Origin of the sequence: Vibrio neptunius (genome assembly GCA_019339365.1) — a bacterium.
Taxonomy (GTDB): domain Bacteria; phylum Pseudomonadota; class Gammaproteobacteria; order Enterobacterales; family Vibrionaceae; genus Vibrio; species Vibrio neptunius.
On the sequence record CP079859.1, the window covers coordinates 884075 to 901062 of the forward strand.

Consider the following 16988-nt stretch of genomic DNA (forward strand, 5'->3'; position numbering starts at 1 on the left):
GTAAGCAAAAGGAGACAAACATGATTGATAAAAGTGGTTGGTATCAAGGTGCCAGATATGTCCCGTCTCCCTTTTTCGATCAGCGAACCGATGCAACAGACATCTCCTTGCTGGTGGTGCATAACATCAGCTTGCCACCGGGCCAATTTGGCGGGCCATATATCGAGCAGTTCTTTACTGGGCAACTCAACGCTGAAGAGCATCCGTTTTTTAAAGTGATTCATGAGATGGGCGTTTCTGCGCATTGTCTGATAAGGCGTGACGGTGAAGTGGTGCAGTTTGTACCATTCACAGCGAGGGCATGGCATGCTGGCGTTTCAAGTTTTGCGGGGCGAGAAAAGTGTAATGATTATTCGATTGGTATTGAATTGGAAGGCAGTGACTGCATCGCCTACACTGATGCGCAATACCAAGCTTTAACGGAGCTCACCAAGCAGATTCAAGTCAGTTACCCGAAAATCACCTTACCGCGCATTACTGGCCACCAGTACATTGCGCCACTGCGCAAAACTGACCCAGGGTTGGTGTTTGATTGGGTACGATTTAGAAGTGGGTTGTGTCGCTAGAGTCGTTTAGGCCGCGGAGTTGTCATTCCTTAGAACGAAGAATGAGTGAATAAGGAATCTCTTGTGTGCTGTTACTGTTTAGGAGATTCCCAACTCGGTCGTCCCTCCCTCTCGGGAATGACGATGCTTGGTTTGATGCTTTTTCTAAAGCGTCTCTTGATATTCAACTAAGATCTGCTCAACCCAAGTAGCAATACGCTCATCGCTGAGCTCATACTGAGAATCTTCGTCTAGAGCGAGGCCGACAAACTGGCTGCCATCTTCGGTCAGTGCCTTTGATGCTTCAAACTCGTAACTATCATCGTTTGGCCAGTAGCCAATCAGGTTTGCACCTGTCTTCTTAAGTTGATCGTGCAACATGCCCATTGCATCCAGATACCATTCGCCGTAGCCTTCTTGATCGCCTAAGCCATACAGTGCGATGGTCTTACCATTGAGCGATAAACCATCGATTTGATCCCATATCTCATTCCAGTCTTCTTGAATTTCACCAAAATCCCAGGTTGAAATGCCTAAAATCAGAAAGTCATAATCAGCCATCTCTGCCAGAGGCGTTTCTTTGACATTGCGGATATCCACCAATTCCTCACCTATGATGGCACGCATTTTCTCGGCTGCCATTTCTGTGTAGCAAGTCGTAGAACCGTAAAATAGACCAATTTTCATCACGTTCTTTTTCATTATTTTGAATCAATAGCGAATTCTAAACACAAAATGGCGAGCTTTGCAGCGAATATCCATATCGAATGGCAATTTTTATAGCTTTATTGCTGCGTGGCACTTACATTGAGCGCATATCATAAAGTTGAGGATTACAGTGTCAGAGATGATGTCACCCGATCAGGGGATGGTAGAGCAGTTTCTAGATGCGATGTGGTTGGAGCGAGGATTATCCGAAAATACGTTGGTATCTTATCGTAATGATTTATCCAAACTACTTCAGTGGATGACTGCAAATAACTATAGGCTCGATTTTATTAGTTTGTCTGGTTTACAGGATTACCAAAGTTGGTTAATGGATCAGGGCTTCAAGCAGACCTCAAGAGCCCGCATGTTGTCTGCGATTCGTCGCTTGTTTCAGTATTTGCATCGAGAAAAAGTGCGAGCGGATGATCCTAGTGCTTTATTGGTCAGCCCTAAGTTGCCCAAGAGACTACCCAAAGATCTAAGTGAAGAGCAGGTTGAAGCGCTGCTCAATGCGCCAGACCCAAACGATGCAATGGAACTGCGTGACAAAGCCATGTTGGAATTACTTTATGCGACAGGCTTGCGTGTGACCGAGCTCGTCAGTTTGACGATGGAAAATATCAGCCTTCGTCAGGGCGTTGTGCGTGTTACGGGTAAAGGGGGCAAAGAGCGTTTGGTGCCAATGGGTGAAAATGCGGTGGATTGGATTGAAACTTTTATCCAACAAGGCAGGTCTGAGTTACTTGGGGAAATCACATCTGATGTTGTCTTTCCGAGCAAAAAGAGCACGCCAGATGACGCGCCAGACTTTCTGGTATCGTATCAAGCATTATGCGGTTTTAGCGGGTATCGATACAGAGATGTTATCACCTCACGTATTGCGCCACGCTTTTGCGACGCATTTGCTTAACTATGGCGCCGACCTGCGAGTCGTACAGATGTTGCTCGGACACAGCGACTTATCGACGACACAAATTTATACTCATGTAGCGACAGAACGGCTAAAACAGCTACACAGTGAACATCATCCAAGAGCATAAGGGATTATCTCTTATCATATTAAAAATAAGGTGAATTTAATGAGCGTAATACGCCGAATAACTCTACTTACGTTACCACTGCTCGTGGCGGCACAGGCAGTAGCAGCGGAAGTCAAATTTGATAAGGCTCAGCTTGAAGAGCGTTTTGCCAAGTTAGGGCTAGAAGTAAAACAAGTGGTTCCAGCAGAGATAGATGGTTTAGTCGAAGTGCAGACTAGTGGTGGAATTCTTTTCGCTTCGCCAAACGGTGACTACTTTCTAGCGGGCACACTGTATAAGCTTGATGGCAATGGTCAGTATGAAGATGTGTTGGCGAAACGTCAGGCACCGATCAATGCGAATAAAATTGAAACTTTCAAAGACAGCATGATCGAGTTTAAGGCCAAAGACGAGAAATACGTTATCACTGTCTTCACCGATATTACTTGTGGTTACTGTGTGCGTCTTCATAGCCAAATGAAAGACTACAACGATTTAGGCATTACTATTCGTTACATGGCTTACCCACGTCAGGGCGCAACGGGTTCTGTTGCGGATCAAATGGCAACGATTTGGGGTTCGGATGATCCTCAAGCTGCCATGCATAACGGCAAGGTAAAACGTGAATTCCCTGAAAAGAGCAAAAATTTCGCCAAGTATCAGGAAATCATCAAAGAGCATTACGCACTTGGACGTGAGTTAGGTATCAGCGGAACGCCAGCAATTTTCCTACCAAACGGTGAAATGGTTGGTGGTTATTTACCACCTGAGCAGATGCTGCAACGCCTACAACAAACACAAAAATCGTAACTCAGCCTTCAGAGTTACGTTTGAGTGCCTGAGAAGCTATCTTGTGATGAGAATCCTATGCCATGAATTAGGTTGATATAAGATTCTCATCTGTTAACTTGTTCGCTATTCAGGCGTCCTGCCCAAGAACAAGGCTCAATCCAATCTATGATCGAAATTCAACGACGGCCTGAGGTTGATCTCAGTCTGCTTTCTACCGACATTGCGCCACTTCTTAAGCGCATTTATATCTCACGCGGTATCACCAGTGCCCAGCAGTTAGAAACGACGGCGCGTGCATTGCACTCTTATCAAAAACTGCACGGTATTGACGCTGCTGTCGAGCTGCTGTTTGAAGCTATTCAAGGCAATAAACGTATTATTGTCGTAGGAGATTTCGACGCCGATGGGGCAACCAGCTCGGCCTTGTCGGTGATTGCATTACGAATGCTAGGTTCCAATAACGTCGATTATTTGGTGCCAAATCGTTTTGAAGATGGTTATGGTCTTAGCCCTGAAGTCGTTGATCAGGCGATTGAGATTGGAGCTGAAGTGATCATGACGGTCGATAATGGCGTTTCTTCAATTGATGGTGTGCGCTATGCGAAAGAGCAGGGCTTGAAGGTACTGGTTACTGACCACCACTTACCCGGCCACGAATTACCGAATGTTGACGCTATGGTCAACCCAAATCTCGAAGAGTGTGCTTTTCCTTCGAAAGCCCTAGCTGGAGTGGGAGTCGCGTTTTATCTCATGATGGCACTGTGTGTTCATATGAGAAAGCACGGGTGGTTTGTTCATCAGGGCATGGCAGAGCCTAAACTGATGGAACTGATCGACTTGGTTGCTCTGGGCACGGTTGCTGATGTAGTGCCTCTGGATGAAAACAACCGCATTCTGGTTCACCAAGGTTTGCAGCGTATACGTGCGGGTAAAGCAAGACCTGGTATTCAAGCCTTGATTGAAGTCGCAAAGCGAGATGCACGTCGATTGGTCGCTGCCGATTTCGGTTTTGCACTGGGTCCGCGTATCAACGCAGCTGGTCGTTTGGATGACATGTCATTTGGTGTTGAACTATTGATGGCCAACAACATTCATGCTGCACGTCGTATGGCGAGTGAGCTGGATGGTTTGAACCAAACGCGTAAAGAAATCGAAGAAGGCATGAAGCAGGAAGCGATGGCTTTTTGTGAGCGTCTTCAATTTGGTGATAAGAACATGCCCCATGGGCTGGTACTTTTTCAGCGTGACTGGCACCAAGGTGTGATTGGCATTTTAGCATCTCGAATCAAAGAGAAGTTCCACCGCCCTGTGATTGCCTTCGCCGATGGTGGTGAAGGGAGCATTAAGGGCTCATGCCGTTCGATTCCAGGCCTGCATATGCGTGACACTCTCGATCGTATTGATACTCAAAATCCCGGTCTGATCCTCAAGTTTGGTGGTCACGCCATGGCGGCTGGCCTGACGATCATGGAAAAAGACTTCGAACGATTTGCTCAGTTGTTTGATGAGGCTGTGAAACAAGAGTTGGACGACGCTGCACTCAAAGGTGTGATTTTGTCTGACGGTGAATTGAAGCCAGAAGAGTTTTCAATGCACATCGCAGAGATGCTTCGTGCTGGTGGACCATGGGGGCAGGCGTTCCCTGAGCCATTGTTCGACGGTGAGTTTAAGGTTCTGCATCAGAAACTGGTGGGAGAAAAGCACCTAAAACTAATGCTAGAACCTCTACACAAAGGTCATCCAACCAATATTATGATTGATGGTATTGCATTCAACGTCGATCTGCGTCGCTGGCCAGATGCTTCAGCGAAAACGGTTCGTTTAGCGTATAAGCTTGATATCAACGAGTTCCGCGGCAATCAATCGCTGCAGTTAATGATTGATCATATTGAGGCGAAATAAAGGCATGGGCAGCGCTCTGTGGATTACGGAGCGCTTCGCTACTGGAAGCGGGGACGGACTTTATCCTTTGAGAGTAAGGTGTTGTAGATTTATCGGAAGAGGTTGACGGCACCTTTTACTAAAGGGATATAATTATCCCGCATCCCGCATCCCGCATCCCGCATCCCGCATCCCGCATCCCGCATCCCGCATCCCGCATCCCGCATCCCGCATCCCGCATCCCGCATCCCGCATCCCGCATCCCGCATCCCGCATCCCGCATCCCGCATCCCGCATCCCGCATCCCGCATCCCGCATCCCACATCCTGCAACTTCCCATCTCGTTACAACATATTCTGTTCATATTCCTTTAAAACTGACCAATTAAAGTGTGTTTGCTAGCACGGCTTATTCCCATCTGTTTATATTTTGTAATTGGTCAGACCAATTTGATTGCTGTTTTAATCAGCTAATGTTATCAAAGTGTTGATGCATGGCTTGTTCTATGATTTGGGTCAATTTTTGACTGGAACTTGCGTTTTAATTATGTTAATTTCGTCGCCAACTTAAAATTGGTAATACCAATTGACTGCAAAGAGTAGAAGAACAACAACTATGGCTTATCAAAGGATTCGTCAGCCAAAACTCTCTGATGTAATTGAACAAGAGTTAGAACGGCTGATTGTGGAAGGAACATTGTCTCCGGGGCAGCAGTTGCCACCAGAGCGCGAACTGGCAAAGCAGTTTGATGTGTCTCGTCCTTCAATCCGTGAAGCAATTCAACGCCTCGAAGCTAAACGTCTTCTTACTCGTCGCCAGGGTGGTGGCACATTTGTTAGCGAGAATATCTGGACGAGTTTTTCCGATCCTCTGCTAAATTTATTGTCTAGCCATTCGGAAACACAGCTCGATTTACTGGAAACGCGCCATGCGATGGAAGGTATTTCTGCTTATTTTGCAGCAGTTCGTGGCACCGATGAGGACTTTGCCCGTATTCAGGCTTGCCTGAAAAACATCAGCGAAGAGCAAACGAAGAAAAATGTTGAAGCAGAAGCGGCTGCAGTTATGCAGTTTCTGATCGCTTTGACTGAAGCGGCGCACAACGTTGTCCTGCTTCATATCGTTCGCAGTTTGGCCCCTTTGCTGGAGCAAAACGTCCTTCAGAATCTTAAGCTCTTACATCGCCGCGATGAAGTGGTGGAAAAAGTAAGTAAACACCGAGCTAATATCGTTGATGCGATTGTTTCTGGTCAGCCAGAAAAGGCGCGTGAAATGTCGCACTCACACTTAGCTTATATTGAAGAAACATTGTTGGATTTGAGTCGTGAAGAGTCTCGCCGTGAGCGATCTTTGCGTCGAATTCAGCAGGGTAACGACTCGTAAGAGCGTTACTTAAATAAGTAGATCCAACCAACAGAAGGATAGATCGCCATGTCTGATATGAAGCATGACGTAGACGCACTGGAAACTCAAGAATGGCTACAAGCCCTTGAGTCAGTTGTACGTGAAGAAGGTGTAGAGCGTGCTCAGTTCCTACTAGAGCAAGTTCTGGACAAAGCACGTCTAGACGGTGTTGACATGCCAACTGGAATCACAACCAACTACATCAACACGATTCCTGCAGATCAAGAACCAGCTTACCCAGGTGACACAACACTTGAGCGCCGTATTCGTTCCATCATCCGCTGGAACGCAATCATGATCGTTCTACGTGCATCTAAGAAAGACCTAGAGCTAGGCGGCCACATGGCGTCTTTCCAGTCTTCTGCTGCATTCTACGAAGTATGTTTCAACCACTTCTTCCGCGCTCCAAATGAGACGGACGGTGGCGATCTAGTGTACTACCAAGGTCACATCTCACCAGGTATCTACTCTCGTGCATTCGTTGAAGGTCGTCTAACTGAAGAGCAGCTAGACAACTTCCGTCAAGAAGTAGACGGCAAAGGTATCCCATCATACCCGCACCCTAAACTGATGCCTGAGTTCTGGCAGTTCCCAACGGTATCTATGGGTCTAGGCCCAATCTCTGCGATCTACCAAGCGCGTTTCCTCAAGTACCTTGACGGTCGTGGTCTGAAAGATACGACAGCTCAACGTGTATACGCGTTCCTAGGTGACGGTGAGATGGATGAGCCAGAATCACGTGGTTCACTGTCTTTCGCTGCGCGTGAGAAACTAGACAACCTATGTTTCCTAGTTAACTGTAACCTACAGCGTCTAGACGGCCCTGTAATGGGTAACGGTAGCATCATCCAAGAGCTAGAAGGCCTATTCAAAGGTGCTGGTTGGAACGTTGTTAAAGTTATCTGGGGTAGCAACTGGGATGCACTACTTGCGAAAGACACGTCTGGCAAGCTTCTACAGCTAATGAACGAAACTGTAGACGGTGACTACCAAACATTTAAATCTAAAGATGGCGCATACGTACGTGAGCACTTCTTTGGTAAATACCCAGAGACAGCTGCACTCGTTGCAGACATGACAGACGACGAAATCTTCGCACTTAAGCGTGGTGGTCACGAGTCTTCTAAACTGTACGCAGCATACAAAAACGCGGCAGAGACTAAAGGTCGTCCAACAGTAATCCTAGCTAAGACTGTTAAAGGTTACGGTATGGGTGAAGCGGCTGAAGGTAAGAACATCGCGCACCAAGTTAAGAAGATGGACATGACTCACGTACTACACCTACGTGATCGTCTAGGTCTTCAAGACATCTTAACTGACGAAGCGGTTAAAGAGCTTCCGTACCTGAAACTTGAAGAAGGTTCTGCGGAATACGAATACCTACACGCTCGTCGTAAAGAACTAAAAGGTTACACGCCACAGCGTTTACCTAACTTTACTCAAGAATTCAAAGTACCTGAGCTAGAAGAATTCGCGCCGCTACTAAGTGAGCAAAAGCGTGACATTTCAACAACGATGGCTTATGTACGTACGCTTAACATCCTGCTTAAGAACAAGAACATTGGTAAGAACATCGTTCCTATCATCTGTGACGAAGCACGTACGTTTGGTATGGAAGGTCTATTCCGTCAGATCGGTATCTACAACCCGCACGGTCAGGAATACACGCCAGAAGATAAAGGCATCGTTTCTTACTACAAAGAAGCGACATCTGGTCAGGTTCTACAAGAAGGTATCAACGAGCTAGGCTCAATGGCTTCTTGGGTTGCTGCTGCGACATCTTACAGCACCAATGACCTGCCAATGATTCCATTCTACATCTACTACTCAATGTTTGGTTTCCAACGTGTAGGCGATATGGCATGGATGGCGGGTGACCAACAAGCTCGTGGTTTCCTACTAGGTGCTACTGCTGGTCGTACAACGCTAAACGGTGAAGGTCTACAGCACGAAGACGGTCACTCACACATCATGGCGAACACAGTTCCTAACTGTATCTCTTACGACCCAACATTCGCGTATGAAGTTGCGGTAATCATGCAAGACGGTATCCGTCGCATGTACGGTGAGAACCAAGAGAACGTGTTCTACTACCTAACGGTAATGAACGAAAACTACGCAATGCCAGCCATGCCAGAAGGCGCTGAAGAAGGCATTCGTAAGGGTATTTACAAGCTTGAGTCTTACGCAGGTGACAAGTCTAAAGTTCAGCTAATGGGCTCTGGTACTATCATGAACGAAGTACGTAAAGCAGCGACTATCCTAAGCGAAGAGTACGGCATCGCGTCTGACGTGTTCTCTGTAACGTCATTCAACGAACTGACTCGCGACGGCCAAGCGGTAGAGCGTGACAACATGCTACACCCAGAAGCTGACACAAAAGTGCCTTACATCACACAAGTGATGGGCAGTGAGCCAGCAATCGCAGCGACTGACTACATGAAGAACTACGCAGAACAAGTTCGTGCGTTCATGCCTTCTGAGTCTTATAAAGTACTGGGTACTGATGGCTTTGGTCGTTCAGACAGCCGCGAAAACCTACGTCGTCACTTCGAAGTGAACGCAGGTTACGTTGTTGTAGCAGCGCTAAGTGAACTGGCTAAGCGTGGTGATGTTGAGAAGTCAGTAGTCATTGAAGCGATTGCTAAGTTCGACATCGACACAGAAAAAACTAACCCGCTATACGCTTAATTGAGAAGGTAAATAAGAAATGGCAATCGAAATTAATGTACCAGACATCGGTGCGGATGAGGTTGAAGTTACTGAAATTCTTGTAAGCGTTGGCGACAAGGTTGAAGAAGAGCAGTCTCTTATCACAGTTGAAGGCGATAAAGCTTCTATGGAAGTTCCTGCATCTCAAGCGGGTATCGTTAAAGAAATCAAAGTTGCTGAAGGCGACTCTGTTTCTACTGGTTCTCTAATCATGCTATTCGTTGAAGAGAATGTCGAAGCCGAGGGTGCAGCTGACGCTGCGCCTGCTCCTGCGGCAGAAGCAGCTCCAGCTCCAGCAGCGGCAGAGCTTAAAGAAGTTCACGTACCAGATATCGGTGGCGATGAAGTTGAAGTCACTGAAATCATGGTTGCAGTTGGCGACAGCATCGAAGAAGAGCAATCTCTTCTAACAGTTGAAGGCGACAAAGCTTCTATGGAAGTACCAGCACCATTCGCTGGTACTCTAAAAGAAATCAAAGTAGCAGCAGGCGATAAAGTAACGACTGGCTCACTAATCATGGTATTCGAAACGGCCGGCGCTCCGGTAGCAGGTTCAGGCGCAGCAGCGGCTCCTACAGCAGTAGAAGCGCCAGCGGCAGCTCCGGTTGCATCTGCAGCTAAAGAAGTGAACGTTCCTGATATCGGCGGTGACGAAGTTGAAGTCACTGAGATCATGGTTGCCGTTGGCGATACAGTGGAAGAAGAGCAATCTCTAATCACTGTTGAAGGCGACAAAGCTTCAATGGAAGTTCCTGCTCCATTTGCTGGTACAGTTAAAGAAATCAAGATTGCAACAGGCGACAAAGTGTCTACTGGCTCGCTAATCATGGTCTTCGAAGTAGCGGGTGCAGCACCTGCTCCTGCCGCGGCTCCAGCTCAAGCGGCGGCACCTGCAGCGTCAGTGCCTAAAGCTGAAGCACCAGCGGCAGCAGCTCCAGCAACGACTGGCGATTTCCAAGAGAACAACGAGTACGCACACGCATCTCCAGTTGTTCGTCGTCTAGCTCGCGAGTTTGGCGTTAACCTTTCTAAAGTTAAAGGTACTGGTCGTAAGAGCCGTATCCTAAAAGAAGACGTACAGTCTTACGTTAAAGATGCACTTAAGCGTCTTGAGTCTGGCGCAGGTGCAGCGGCATCTGGTAAAGGCGACGGCGCAGCGCTTGGTCTACTGCCTTGGCCGAAAGTTGACTTCAGCAAGTTTGGTGAAACTGAAGTTCAGAAGCTTTCTAAGATCAAGAAGATCTCGGGTGCAAACCTACACCGTAACTGGGTAATGATCCCTCACGTTACACAGTGGGACAACGCTGATATCACTGAGCTAGAAGCATTCCGTAAAGAGCAGAACGCTATCGAAGCGAAGAAAGACACTGGTATGAAGATCACACCACTTGTGTTCATCATGAAAGCAGCAGCGAAAGCGCTAGAAGCATTCCCAGCGTTCAACTCTTCTCTATCCGAAGATGGCGAAAGCATCATTCTGAAGAAATATGTCAACATCGGTATCGCAGTCGATACGCCTAACGGCCTAGTTGTTCCTGTCTTTAAAGATGTGAACAAGAAAGGCATCTACGAGCTATCTGAAGAGCTAATGGCTATTTCTAAGAAAGCGCGTGCAGGTAAGCTAACTGCTGGTGATATGCAAGGTGGTTGTTTCACAATCTCTAGCCTTGGTGGTATTGGTGGTACTGCGTTTACACCAATCGTAAATGCTCCAGAAGTTGGTATCCTAGGTGTGTCTAAGTCTGAAATGAAGCCAGTGTGGAACGGTAAAGAGTTCGAACCACGTCTACAGCTTCCACTATCTCTATCGTACGATCACCGTGTGATTGATGGTGCTGAAGGTGCTCGCTTCATCACGTTCTTGAACGCAGCGCTATCAGATATCCGTCGTCTGGTTCTTTAATTGAATTGAGATGATTGAGAGGCGGCCTTTTTTAGCCGCCTCTGTTAATAGAAACATCTGACAATGAGTCAAGGGAACGTTTTCCTTACTTAATTGTTGGCTAGCTCACAGGCTAAATGGAATTGCTTTTCACACCATTAACATCTCTGTAAACTGTTGGCGGTCTGAAAACAATTGTTTAAAACTAACCACTCTTAAACATAAGAATCAATACCCACTCAGCCTGTTAGGGATAATGACTACAAGAGGTCAAAATGAGCAAAGAAATTAAAGCCCAAGTTGTTGTACTTGGTTCTGGTCCTGCTGGTTACTCCGCTGCCTTCCGTTGTGCAGACTTAGGTCTTGAAACTGTACTAATCGAGCGCTATAGCACTCTTGGCGGTGTATGTCTAAACGTGGGTTGTATCCCATCCAAAGCACTTCTTCACGTATCTAAAGTTATTGAAGAAGCCAAAGCTATGGCAGATCACGGTGTTGTGTTCGGTGAGCCGCAAACTGACATCAGCAAAATTCGTATCTGGAAAGAGAAGGTTGTTAATCAACTGACTGGCGGTCTTAGCGGTATGGCTAAGATGCGTAACGTGACGGTTGTTAATGGTTACGGTAAATTTACTGGTCCTAACTCTATCCTTGTTGAAGGAGAAGGTGAGGCAACAACAGTAAACTTTGATAACGCGATTGTTGCTGCTGGTTCTCGCCCTATCAAACTGCCATTCATCCCACATGAAGATCCACGAATTTGGGATTCTACTGACGCACTCGAACTGAAAGAAGTTCCTGAAAAACTACTCATCATGGGCGGTGGTATCATCGGTCTAGAAATGGGAACGGTGTACCAGTCTCTAGGTTCTAAAGTTGACGTTGTTGAGATGTTTGATCAGGTTATTCCTGCGGCAGATAAAGATATCGTTAAAGTTTACACTAAGCGTGTGAAAGACAAGTTCAACCTAATGCTAGAAACGAAAGTGACAGCAGTTGAAGCAAAAGAAGACGGTATTTATGTATCAATGGAAGGCAAGAAAGCACCTGCTGATGCAGAGCGCTATGATGCCGTTCTAGTGGCTATCGGCCGTGTACCAAATGGTAAACTTATCGATGGTGAGAAAGCAGGTCTAGAAATTGATGAGCGTGGTTTTATCAATGTAGACAAGCAGCTTCGTACAAACGTACCTCATATCTTTGCGATCGGTGATATCGTTGGTCAACCAATGCTGGCGCACAAAGGTGTGCATGAAGGCCATGTAGCCGCTGAAGTCATTGCTGGCAAGAAACATTACTTCGATCCTAAAGTTATTCCTTCAATTGCTTACACTGAGCCAGAAGTGGCGTGGGTTGGTAAAACGGAGAAAGAAGCGAAGGAAGAAGGCATCAAGTACGAAGTGGCAACTTTCCCTTGGGCTGCATCAGGTCGTGCCATCGCCTCTGACTGCGCAGACGGTATGACTAAGCTTATCTTCGACAAAGAGACTCACCGTGTTATTGGTGGTGCGATCGTTGGTACTAACGGTGGTGAACTACTTGGTGAAATCGGTCTAGCTATCGAGATGGGTTGTGATGCAGAAGATATCGCGCTGACTATCCACGCTCACCCAACTCTACATGAGTCTGTCGGCCTAGCTGCTGAAGTATTCGAAGGTTCTATCACTGACCTTCCAAACAAAAAAGCAGTTAAAAAGAAAAAATAATTTCTCTGAAGACTGAATAACAAAAGCCGCTGATTACTCAGCGGCTTTTTTATTTTAGGGTGTTTGCAGACATAAAAAAGCCGGGTGAAACCCCGGCTTTACAATGAGACTGGTTAATCTACTTGTAGATGCAAAGCATATCTAGGTAGCTTTGTGTCAGGCGGTTTACAGACTCATCATCTTGAGTACGGTTAGCCTGCACAAACAGTGAGTAGCAGATGCCGTGGAATAGCGTCGCTAGGTCTGCTGGGTCATGATCATCGCACACTTCACCACGCTCGATGGCTTTGACAAACATGTTTTGGACCAACAATTGATTAGTACGGTTTGTTGTCACAAACAATGGCCATACTTCGTCACGAGTCGATGCACTCCACTCAAACCAAACTTTCAACCAGTGACAGTCATTGACAACAAGATCAACCATTGCCGAAGTCAGGTTACGTAGGTTTTCTTTTGCATGAATATCAAGATCGATATTATCTGATAGGAAGTTTGAGAACTGACGAACTACGTAGTTAAGTACATCATCAACCAGATCTTCTCGGGTTGGGAAGTAGTTAAACACAGTTGCAACAGAAACCTGTGCGATTTCTGCGATGTCAGCGTGACCACCACGTCCAATACCACGTCTTGCAAACACCTCTAGTGCGATTTCCATCAGCTGTTGTTTACGTTTTTGTGGTGAAAGACGCGTACGCGGTCTCTTAGCTATAGAATCCATAGTTATATTTCCTTGCCAATTGAGTTGTATATGTGGGCTTTTGCCCTAATTAGTATTTTATTATTGCTTTCGCAGTAATGAGTGTAATGGTGCATATGAATTAGGTCAACGATTTCAGTTTATTTAATAATCATTTTTATTAATACCGTGCTTCTGATCATGTAGTTGCATATGTTTATTGCAGCCTTTAATCAAGCAAACGTTTCTCCTGCTACATAGTGGTGATAAACTACGTGCTTAAGATCATCTGACGGTATCTAAACTAATGTTTAGTGAACTATCGTTAATGCAGAGAACGAGATTGGTATGAAACATACAGTAGAAGTAATGATTTCTGAGCAAGAGGTTCAGGAACGCGTAAGTGAACTGGGTAAAGCCATTACCCTTCACTATCAAGGCAGCGAAGATTTAGTACTGGTTGGTTTGTTACGTGGCTCATTTGTCTTTATGGCAGACTTGGCTCGAAAGATTGAACTAACGCATCAAGTAGATTTCATGACGGCTTCTAGTTACGGCAACACGATGGAAAGCTCTCGCGATGTTCGCATTCTTAAAGATCTGGATGATGATATTAAAGGTAAAGATGTTCTAATCATTGAAGATATTATTGATACGGGCAATACACTGAATAAAATCAAAGAGATCCTTTCTTTGCGTGAACCCAAATCTATCGCTATCTGCACTTTGCTCGATAAGCCGTCACGCCGTGAAGTTGAAGTTCCGGTTGATTGGATTGGGTTTGCTATTCCCGATGAGTTTGTTGTTGGGGTGGGTATTGATTACGCGCAGAAGTATCGTCACCTTCCTTACATTGGTAAAGTGGTTCCTCAAGAATAGCCACGTTTTTCCTTAGACAAATGTAAAAAGACCCGCTATTTCGCGGGTCTTTTGTTGTTTAGCCGAGTACAGGAGAAGTTAAAATCTTATCCAATGCCTCTTGATGGCGACTTTCTAACGTTTCTCGGCTTGAGCAGCGAACACCTAAATCTTGCAGTTTGCCATTGCCAATACCGTAGACGAAGCCATGAATCTCAACCTCTTGGCCTCTTTCCCATGCACCTTGCAGTATTGTTGAGTGACCTAGGTTATAAACTTGCTCTGCGACATTGATTTCGCATAGCTTGTTGCCCCATTGGGCACGTGGTAACGATTCGATTTGCGTCTTATATTTGAGGTAATTATCGCGAATGTGGAGTAACCAGTTATTGATTAGTCCCAATTGGGGGTTATCAATAGCAGCGTTAACACCACCACAGCCATAATGGCCACAAACGATGATGTGTTTCACTTTCAGAACTTCTACAGCATACTGGACAACTGATAAGCAATTAAGGTCCGTATGGATAACCTGATTAGCAACATTGCGATGAACGAATAGTTCGCCTGAATACAGTCCAGTAAGGCGCTCGGCAGGCACTCGGCTGTCAGAGCAACCGATCCAAAGGAACCCAGGGTTCTGGCCTTCTTCAAGTTTTGCAAAGTACTCTGGTCGTTCAGCCTTAATGGATTCAGACCACTTTGAGTTGTTTTCAAAAAGCTGTTTAATTTCCGGCATCTTACAATCAATCCTAAACATTTCTTTCGCTACTATACACAATGTTACAATTTCATTCCTGTCAAAACTGTGTAAAAAAGCACTCATCTGACGTGTTTCATCGCTAAAAATCATAAACTTAGTAGTGAATCTAACAAAGAGTTATATAGTGTGTTTGATGGGGCTGTGATCGTACTAACGCGAGTTAGGTATATTTGCTAAAGTTGCTTTTTAGTTGGTATATCAACGAAGATGTCAGCAAATTTAGTCTAATTTATTATTTTTAATGAGGGTATTCACGACTCATTACCTCTTCGAGTATCAAAATCGCATTAATTAAGCAGTGGAGCTGGATTGTGTTTGGAAATCGTTTTGAAGATATTAATCTGAAAGGTGATGCCTTTGGTGGAGTGACCACCGCTATTATTTCGTTACCATTAGCGCTAGCTTTTGGGGTCGCTTCGGGAGCTGGTGCTGAAGCCGGACTTTGGGGCGCGATCTTGGTCGGTTTATTTGCTTCTCTATTTGGTGGTTCAAACTCACTGATTTCAGAGCCTACAGGCCCAATGACAGTGATTATGACCGCTGTGCTTACTAGTATGATGGCTAAATACCCCGAGACTGGCATGGCGATGACTTTTACGGTTGTGATGATGGCCGGTGCTTTTCAGATCTTACTAGGAACATTGAAGCTCGGAAAGTATGTTACCTTGATGCCGTACAGTGTGATTTCTGGCTTTATGTCAGGGATAGGTGTCATCTTGATTATTCTTCAGTTGTCGCCACTGCTTGGTCATGCCGCTCCTTCTGGCGGAGTATTAGGCACCTTATCCGCTTTCCCTGAAACGGTTGCCAATATGAAGTTCAGTGAGCTATTTCTCGGTCTCCTGACACTGGGAATTTTGTTTTTCTTTCCCAAAAAATACCGTAAATACGTACCCGCTCAGCTAGTGGCATTAATTGCCGTTACCCTCTTATCTATCGTTGTGTTTGACACTGAAGATATTCGTCGTATTGGTGAAATTCCAGCGGGCTTGCCATCTCTAGTGATTCCGCACATTGATTCTTCTATGTTCACCGAGATGGTCATCGATGCGCTGGTATTGGGAACACTGGGGTGTATCGATACACTGCTGACTGCTGTCATTGGCGACTCACTGACTCGCAAAGAACACAACTCAGATAAAGAACTTCGCGGTCAAGGCTTAGCGAACATGGTCTCAGGTCTTTTTGGTGCACTGCCGGGGGCTGGTGCTACGATGGGGACCGTGACAAATATTCAGGTAGGGGCTCGTTCACCACTATCTGGGGTGATCCGTGCTTTAATGCTCGCTTTAGTGGTGTTGGTCGCTGGAGGTTTGACCGAGCCTATTCCTATGGCGGTATTGGCGGGTATAGCGGTGTACGTTGGCTTCAATATACTTGACTGGAGCTTCATCCAACGAGCGCATAAAGTGAGCTTTGCGGGGATGGCGGTCATGTATGGTGTCATGTTGTTGACAGTGTTTGTGGATCTTATCGTGGCTGTGGGACTTGGCGTTTTCATTTCTAATATCATCATTATTGAACGTTTGAGTCGTGAACAAGCTCGACAGGTCAAAGCCATCAGTGATGCGGATGAAAATGATGTTCCTTTGACAGACAGTGAAAGAGCTCTGTTAGATAGAGCCAATGACAAAGTACTGTTTTTCTATTTGTCTGGGCCGATGATTTTTAGTGTTTCGAAAGCCATCTCACGCCAGCACAGCAGTATTTCTGATTACGAGGTGATGATCCTAGACCTGACGGACGTGCCTATGATTGATGTGACGGTCGGGCTCGCGCTAGAAAATGCGATTAAAGATGCTCTTGACGCGAATTGCCAAGTTTATCTGTTGTGCCCGAATGAAAGCACCCGCCAACAATTGGAAAAATTCCATGTTATTGATTTAGTACCTCAAGAAAATACATATAAATTTCGTTACGAGGCGCTCAAAGCGGCGTTGAAGCATGTCGAGAGTGATGAGCATCAGTTCCAAGCGGTTTAGACTGACAAATACCTACTCACGCCGCTGACTCTCAGCGGCGTTTTTGCAGTAGGG

12 protein-coding genes and 1 pseudogene are annotated in these 16988 nt (G+C 45.9%); 10 read left to right on the forward strand and 3 right to left on the reverse strand.

Going from position 1 to position 16988, the window contains the following annotated elements; genetic code table 11:
* Positions 1 to 20: 20 nt before the first annotated feature.
* Positions 21 to 566 carry a 1,6-anhydro-N-acetylmuramyl-L-alanine amidase AmpD gene (gene ampD, locus KW548_04370; protein ID QXX07277.1) on the forward strand — a complete coding sequence of 182 codons (546 nt, stop codon included), beginning with the start codon at positions 21 to 23 and terminating at the stop codon, positions 564 to 566.
* 144 nt (positions 567 to 710) lie between these two features.
* On the opposite strand, the gene fldB is transcribed toward ampD, so the two are convergent.
* The gene (gene fldB / locus KW548_04375) at positions 711 to 1232 is read right to left on the reverse strand and encodes a flavodoxin FldB (protein ID QXX07975.1); all 522 of its coding nucleotides are present in this window, start codon (positions 1230 to 1232) and stop codon (positions 711 to 713) included.
* Positions 1233 to 1395: 163 nt separating this feature from the next.
* On the opposite strand from fldB, the pseudogene xerD reads away from it, so the two are divergent.
* The 7 genes and pseudogenes from xerD to lpdA all read left to right on the forward strand — a co-directional run bounded on the left by xerD (position 1396) and on the right by lpdA (position 12649).
* Positions 1396 to 2293, forward strand: a pseudogene (xerD, locus tag KW548_04380) (site-specific tyrosine recombinase XerD).
* Positions 2294 to 2332: 39 nt separating this feature from the next.
* Positions 2333 to 3082 carry a thioredoxin fold domain-containing protein gene (locus tag KW548_04385; protein ID QXX07278.1) on the forward strand — a complete coding sequence of 250 codons (750 nt, stop codon included), beginning with the start codon at positions 2333 to 2335 and terminating at the stop codon, positions 3080 to 3082.
* Positions 3083 to 3229: 147 nt separating this feature from the next.
* On the forward strand, positions 3230 to 4966 hold the full coding sequence (recJ, locus tag KW548_04390) for a single-stranded-DNA-specific exonuclease RecJ (GenBank protein QXX07279.1): 1737 nt from the start codon (positions 3230 to 3232) through the stop codon (positions 4964 to 4966).
* A gap of 594 nt (positions 4967 to 5560) precedes the next feature.
* On the forward strand, positions 5561 to 6328 hold the full coding sequence (gene pdhR / locus KW548_04395) for a pyruvate dehydrogenase complex transcriptional repressor PdhR (GenBank protein ID QXX07280.1): 768 nt from the start codon (positions 5561 to 5563) through the stop codon (positions 6326 to 6328).
* Positions 6329 to 6376: 48 nt separating this feature from the next.
* Positions 6377 to 9040 carry a pyruvate dehydrogenase (acetyl-transferring), homodimeric type gene (gene aceE, locus KW548_04400; protein ID QXX07281.1) on the forward strand — a complete coding sequence of 888 codons (2664 nt, stop codon included), beginning with the start codon at positions 6377 to 6379 and terminating at the stop codon, positions 9038 to 9040.
* Positions 9041 to 9059: 19 nt separating this feature from the next.
* Complete coding sequence (gene aceF, locus KW548_04405) at positions 9060 to 10964, forward strand: pyruvate dehydrogenase complex dihydrolipoyllysine-residue acetyltransferase (protein ID QXX07282.1); 1905 nt, start codon at positions 9060 to 9062, stop codon at positions 10962 to 10964.
* 254 nt (positions 10965 to 11218) lie between these two features.
* Entirely contained in the window at positions 11219 to 12649 is a 1431-nt protein-coding gene (lpdA, locus tag KW548_04410; protein QXX07283.1) for a dihydrolipoyl dehydrogenase, read from the forward strand.
* Between the two features lie 118 nt (positions 12650 to 12767).
* Here lpdA and KW548_04415 read toward each other — a convergent pair whose 3' ends face one another.
* Positions 12768 to 13373 carry a TetR/AcrR family transcriptional regulator gene (locus KW548_04415; GenBank protein ID QXX07284.1) on the reverse strand — a complete coding sequence of 202 codons (606 nt, stop codon included), beginning with the start codon at positions 13371 to 13373 and terminating at the stop codon, positions 12768 to 12770.
* Positions 13374 to 13679: 306 nt separating this feature from the next.
* On the opposite strand from KW548_04415, the gene hpt reads away from it, so the two are divergent.
* The gene (gene hpt, locus KW548_04420) at positions 13680 to 14210 is read left to right on the forward strand and encodes a hypoxanthine phosphoribosyltransferase (protein ID QXX07285.1); all 531 of its coding nucleotides are present in this window, start codon (positions 13680 to 13682) and stop codon (positions 14208 to 14210) included.
* 58 nt (positions 14211 to 14268) lie between these two features.
* On the opposite strand, the gene can is transcribed toward hpt, so the two are convergent.
* The gene (gene can / locus KW548_04425; GenBank protein QXX07286.1) at positions 14269 to 14928 is read right to left on the reverse strand and encodes a carbonate dehydratase; all 660 of its coding nucleotides are present in this window, start codon (positions 14926 to 14928) and stop codon (positions 14269 to 14271) included.
* A 335-nt stretch (positions 14929 to 15263) separates the two neighbouring features.
* On the opposite strand from can, the gene KW548_04430 reads away from it, so the two are divergent.
* Entirely contained in the window at positions 15264 to 16934 is a 1671-nt protein-coding gene (locus KW548_04430; GenBank protein ID QXX07287.1) for a SulP family inorganic anion transporter, read from the forward strand.
* Positions 16935 to 16988 lie beyond the last annotated feature (54 nt).

What these genes read in the sequence shown, in the direction of transcription:
- KW548_04385 (QXX07278.1), top strand. Translation starts at nt 2,333, where the DNA reads ATGAGCGTAATACGCCGAATAACTCTACTTACGTTACCACTGCTCGTG.
- hpt (QXX07285.1), top strand. Translation starts at nt 13,680, where the DNA reads ATGAAACATACAGTAGAAGTAATGATTTCTGAGCAAGAGGTTCAGGAA.
- fldB (QXX07975.1), bottom strand. Translation starts at nt 1,232, where the DNA reads ATGAAAATTGGTCTATTTTACGGTTCTACGACTTGCTACACAGAAATG.
- can (QXX07286.1), bottom strand. Translation starts at nt 14,928, where the DNA reads ATGCCGGAAATTAAACAGCTTTTTGAAAACAACTCAAAGTGGTCTGAA.
- pdhR (QXX07280.1), top strand. Translation starts at nt 5,561, where the DNA reads ATGGCTTATCAAAGGATTCGTCAGCCAAAACTCTCTGATGTAATTGAA.
- KW548_04415 (QXX07284.1), bottom strand. Translation starts at nt 13,373, where the DNA reads ATGGATTCTATAGCTAAGAGACCGCGTACGCGTCTTTCACCACAAAAA.
- lpdA (QXX07283.1), top strand. Translation starts at nt 11,219, where the DNA reads ATGAGCAAAGAAATTAAAGCCCAAGTTGTTGTACTTGGTTCTGGTCCT.
- ampD (QXX07277.1), top strand. Translation starts at nt 21, where the DNA reads ATGATTGATAAAAGTGGTTGGTATCAAGGTGCCAGATATGTCCCGTCT.
- recJ (QXX07279.1), top strand. Translation starts at nt 3,230, where the DNA reads ATGATCGAAATTCAACGACGGCCTGAGGTTGATCTCAGTCTGCTTTCT.
- aceE (QXX07281.1), top strand. Translation starts at nt 6,377, where the DNA reads ATGTCTGATATGAAGCATGACGTAGACGCACTGGAAACTCAAGAATGG.
- aceF (QXX07282.1), top strand. Translation starts at nt 9,060, where the DNA reads ATGGCAATCGAAATTAATGTACCAGACATCGGTGCGGATGAGGTTGAA.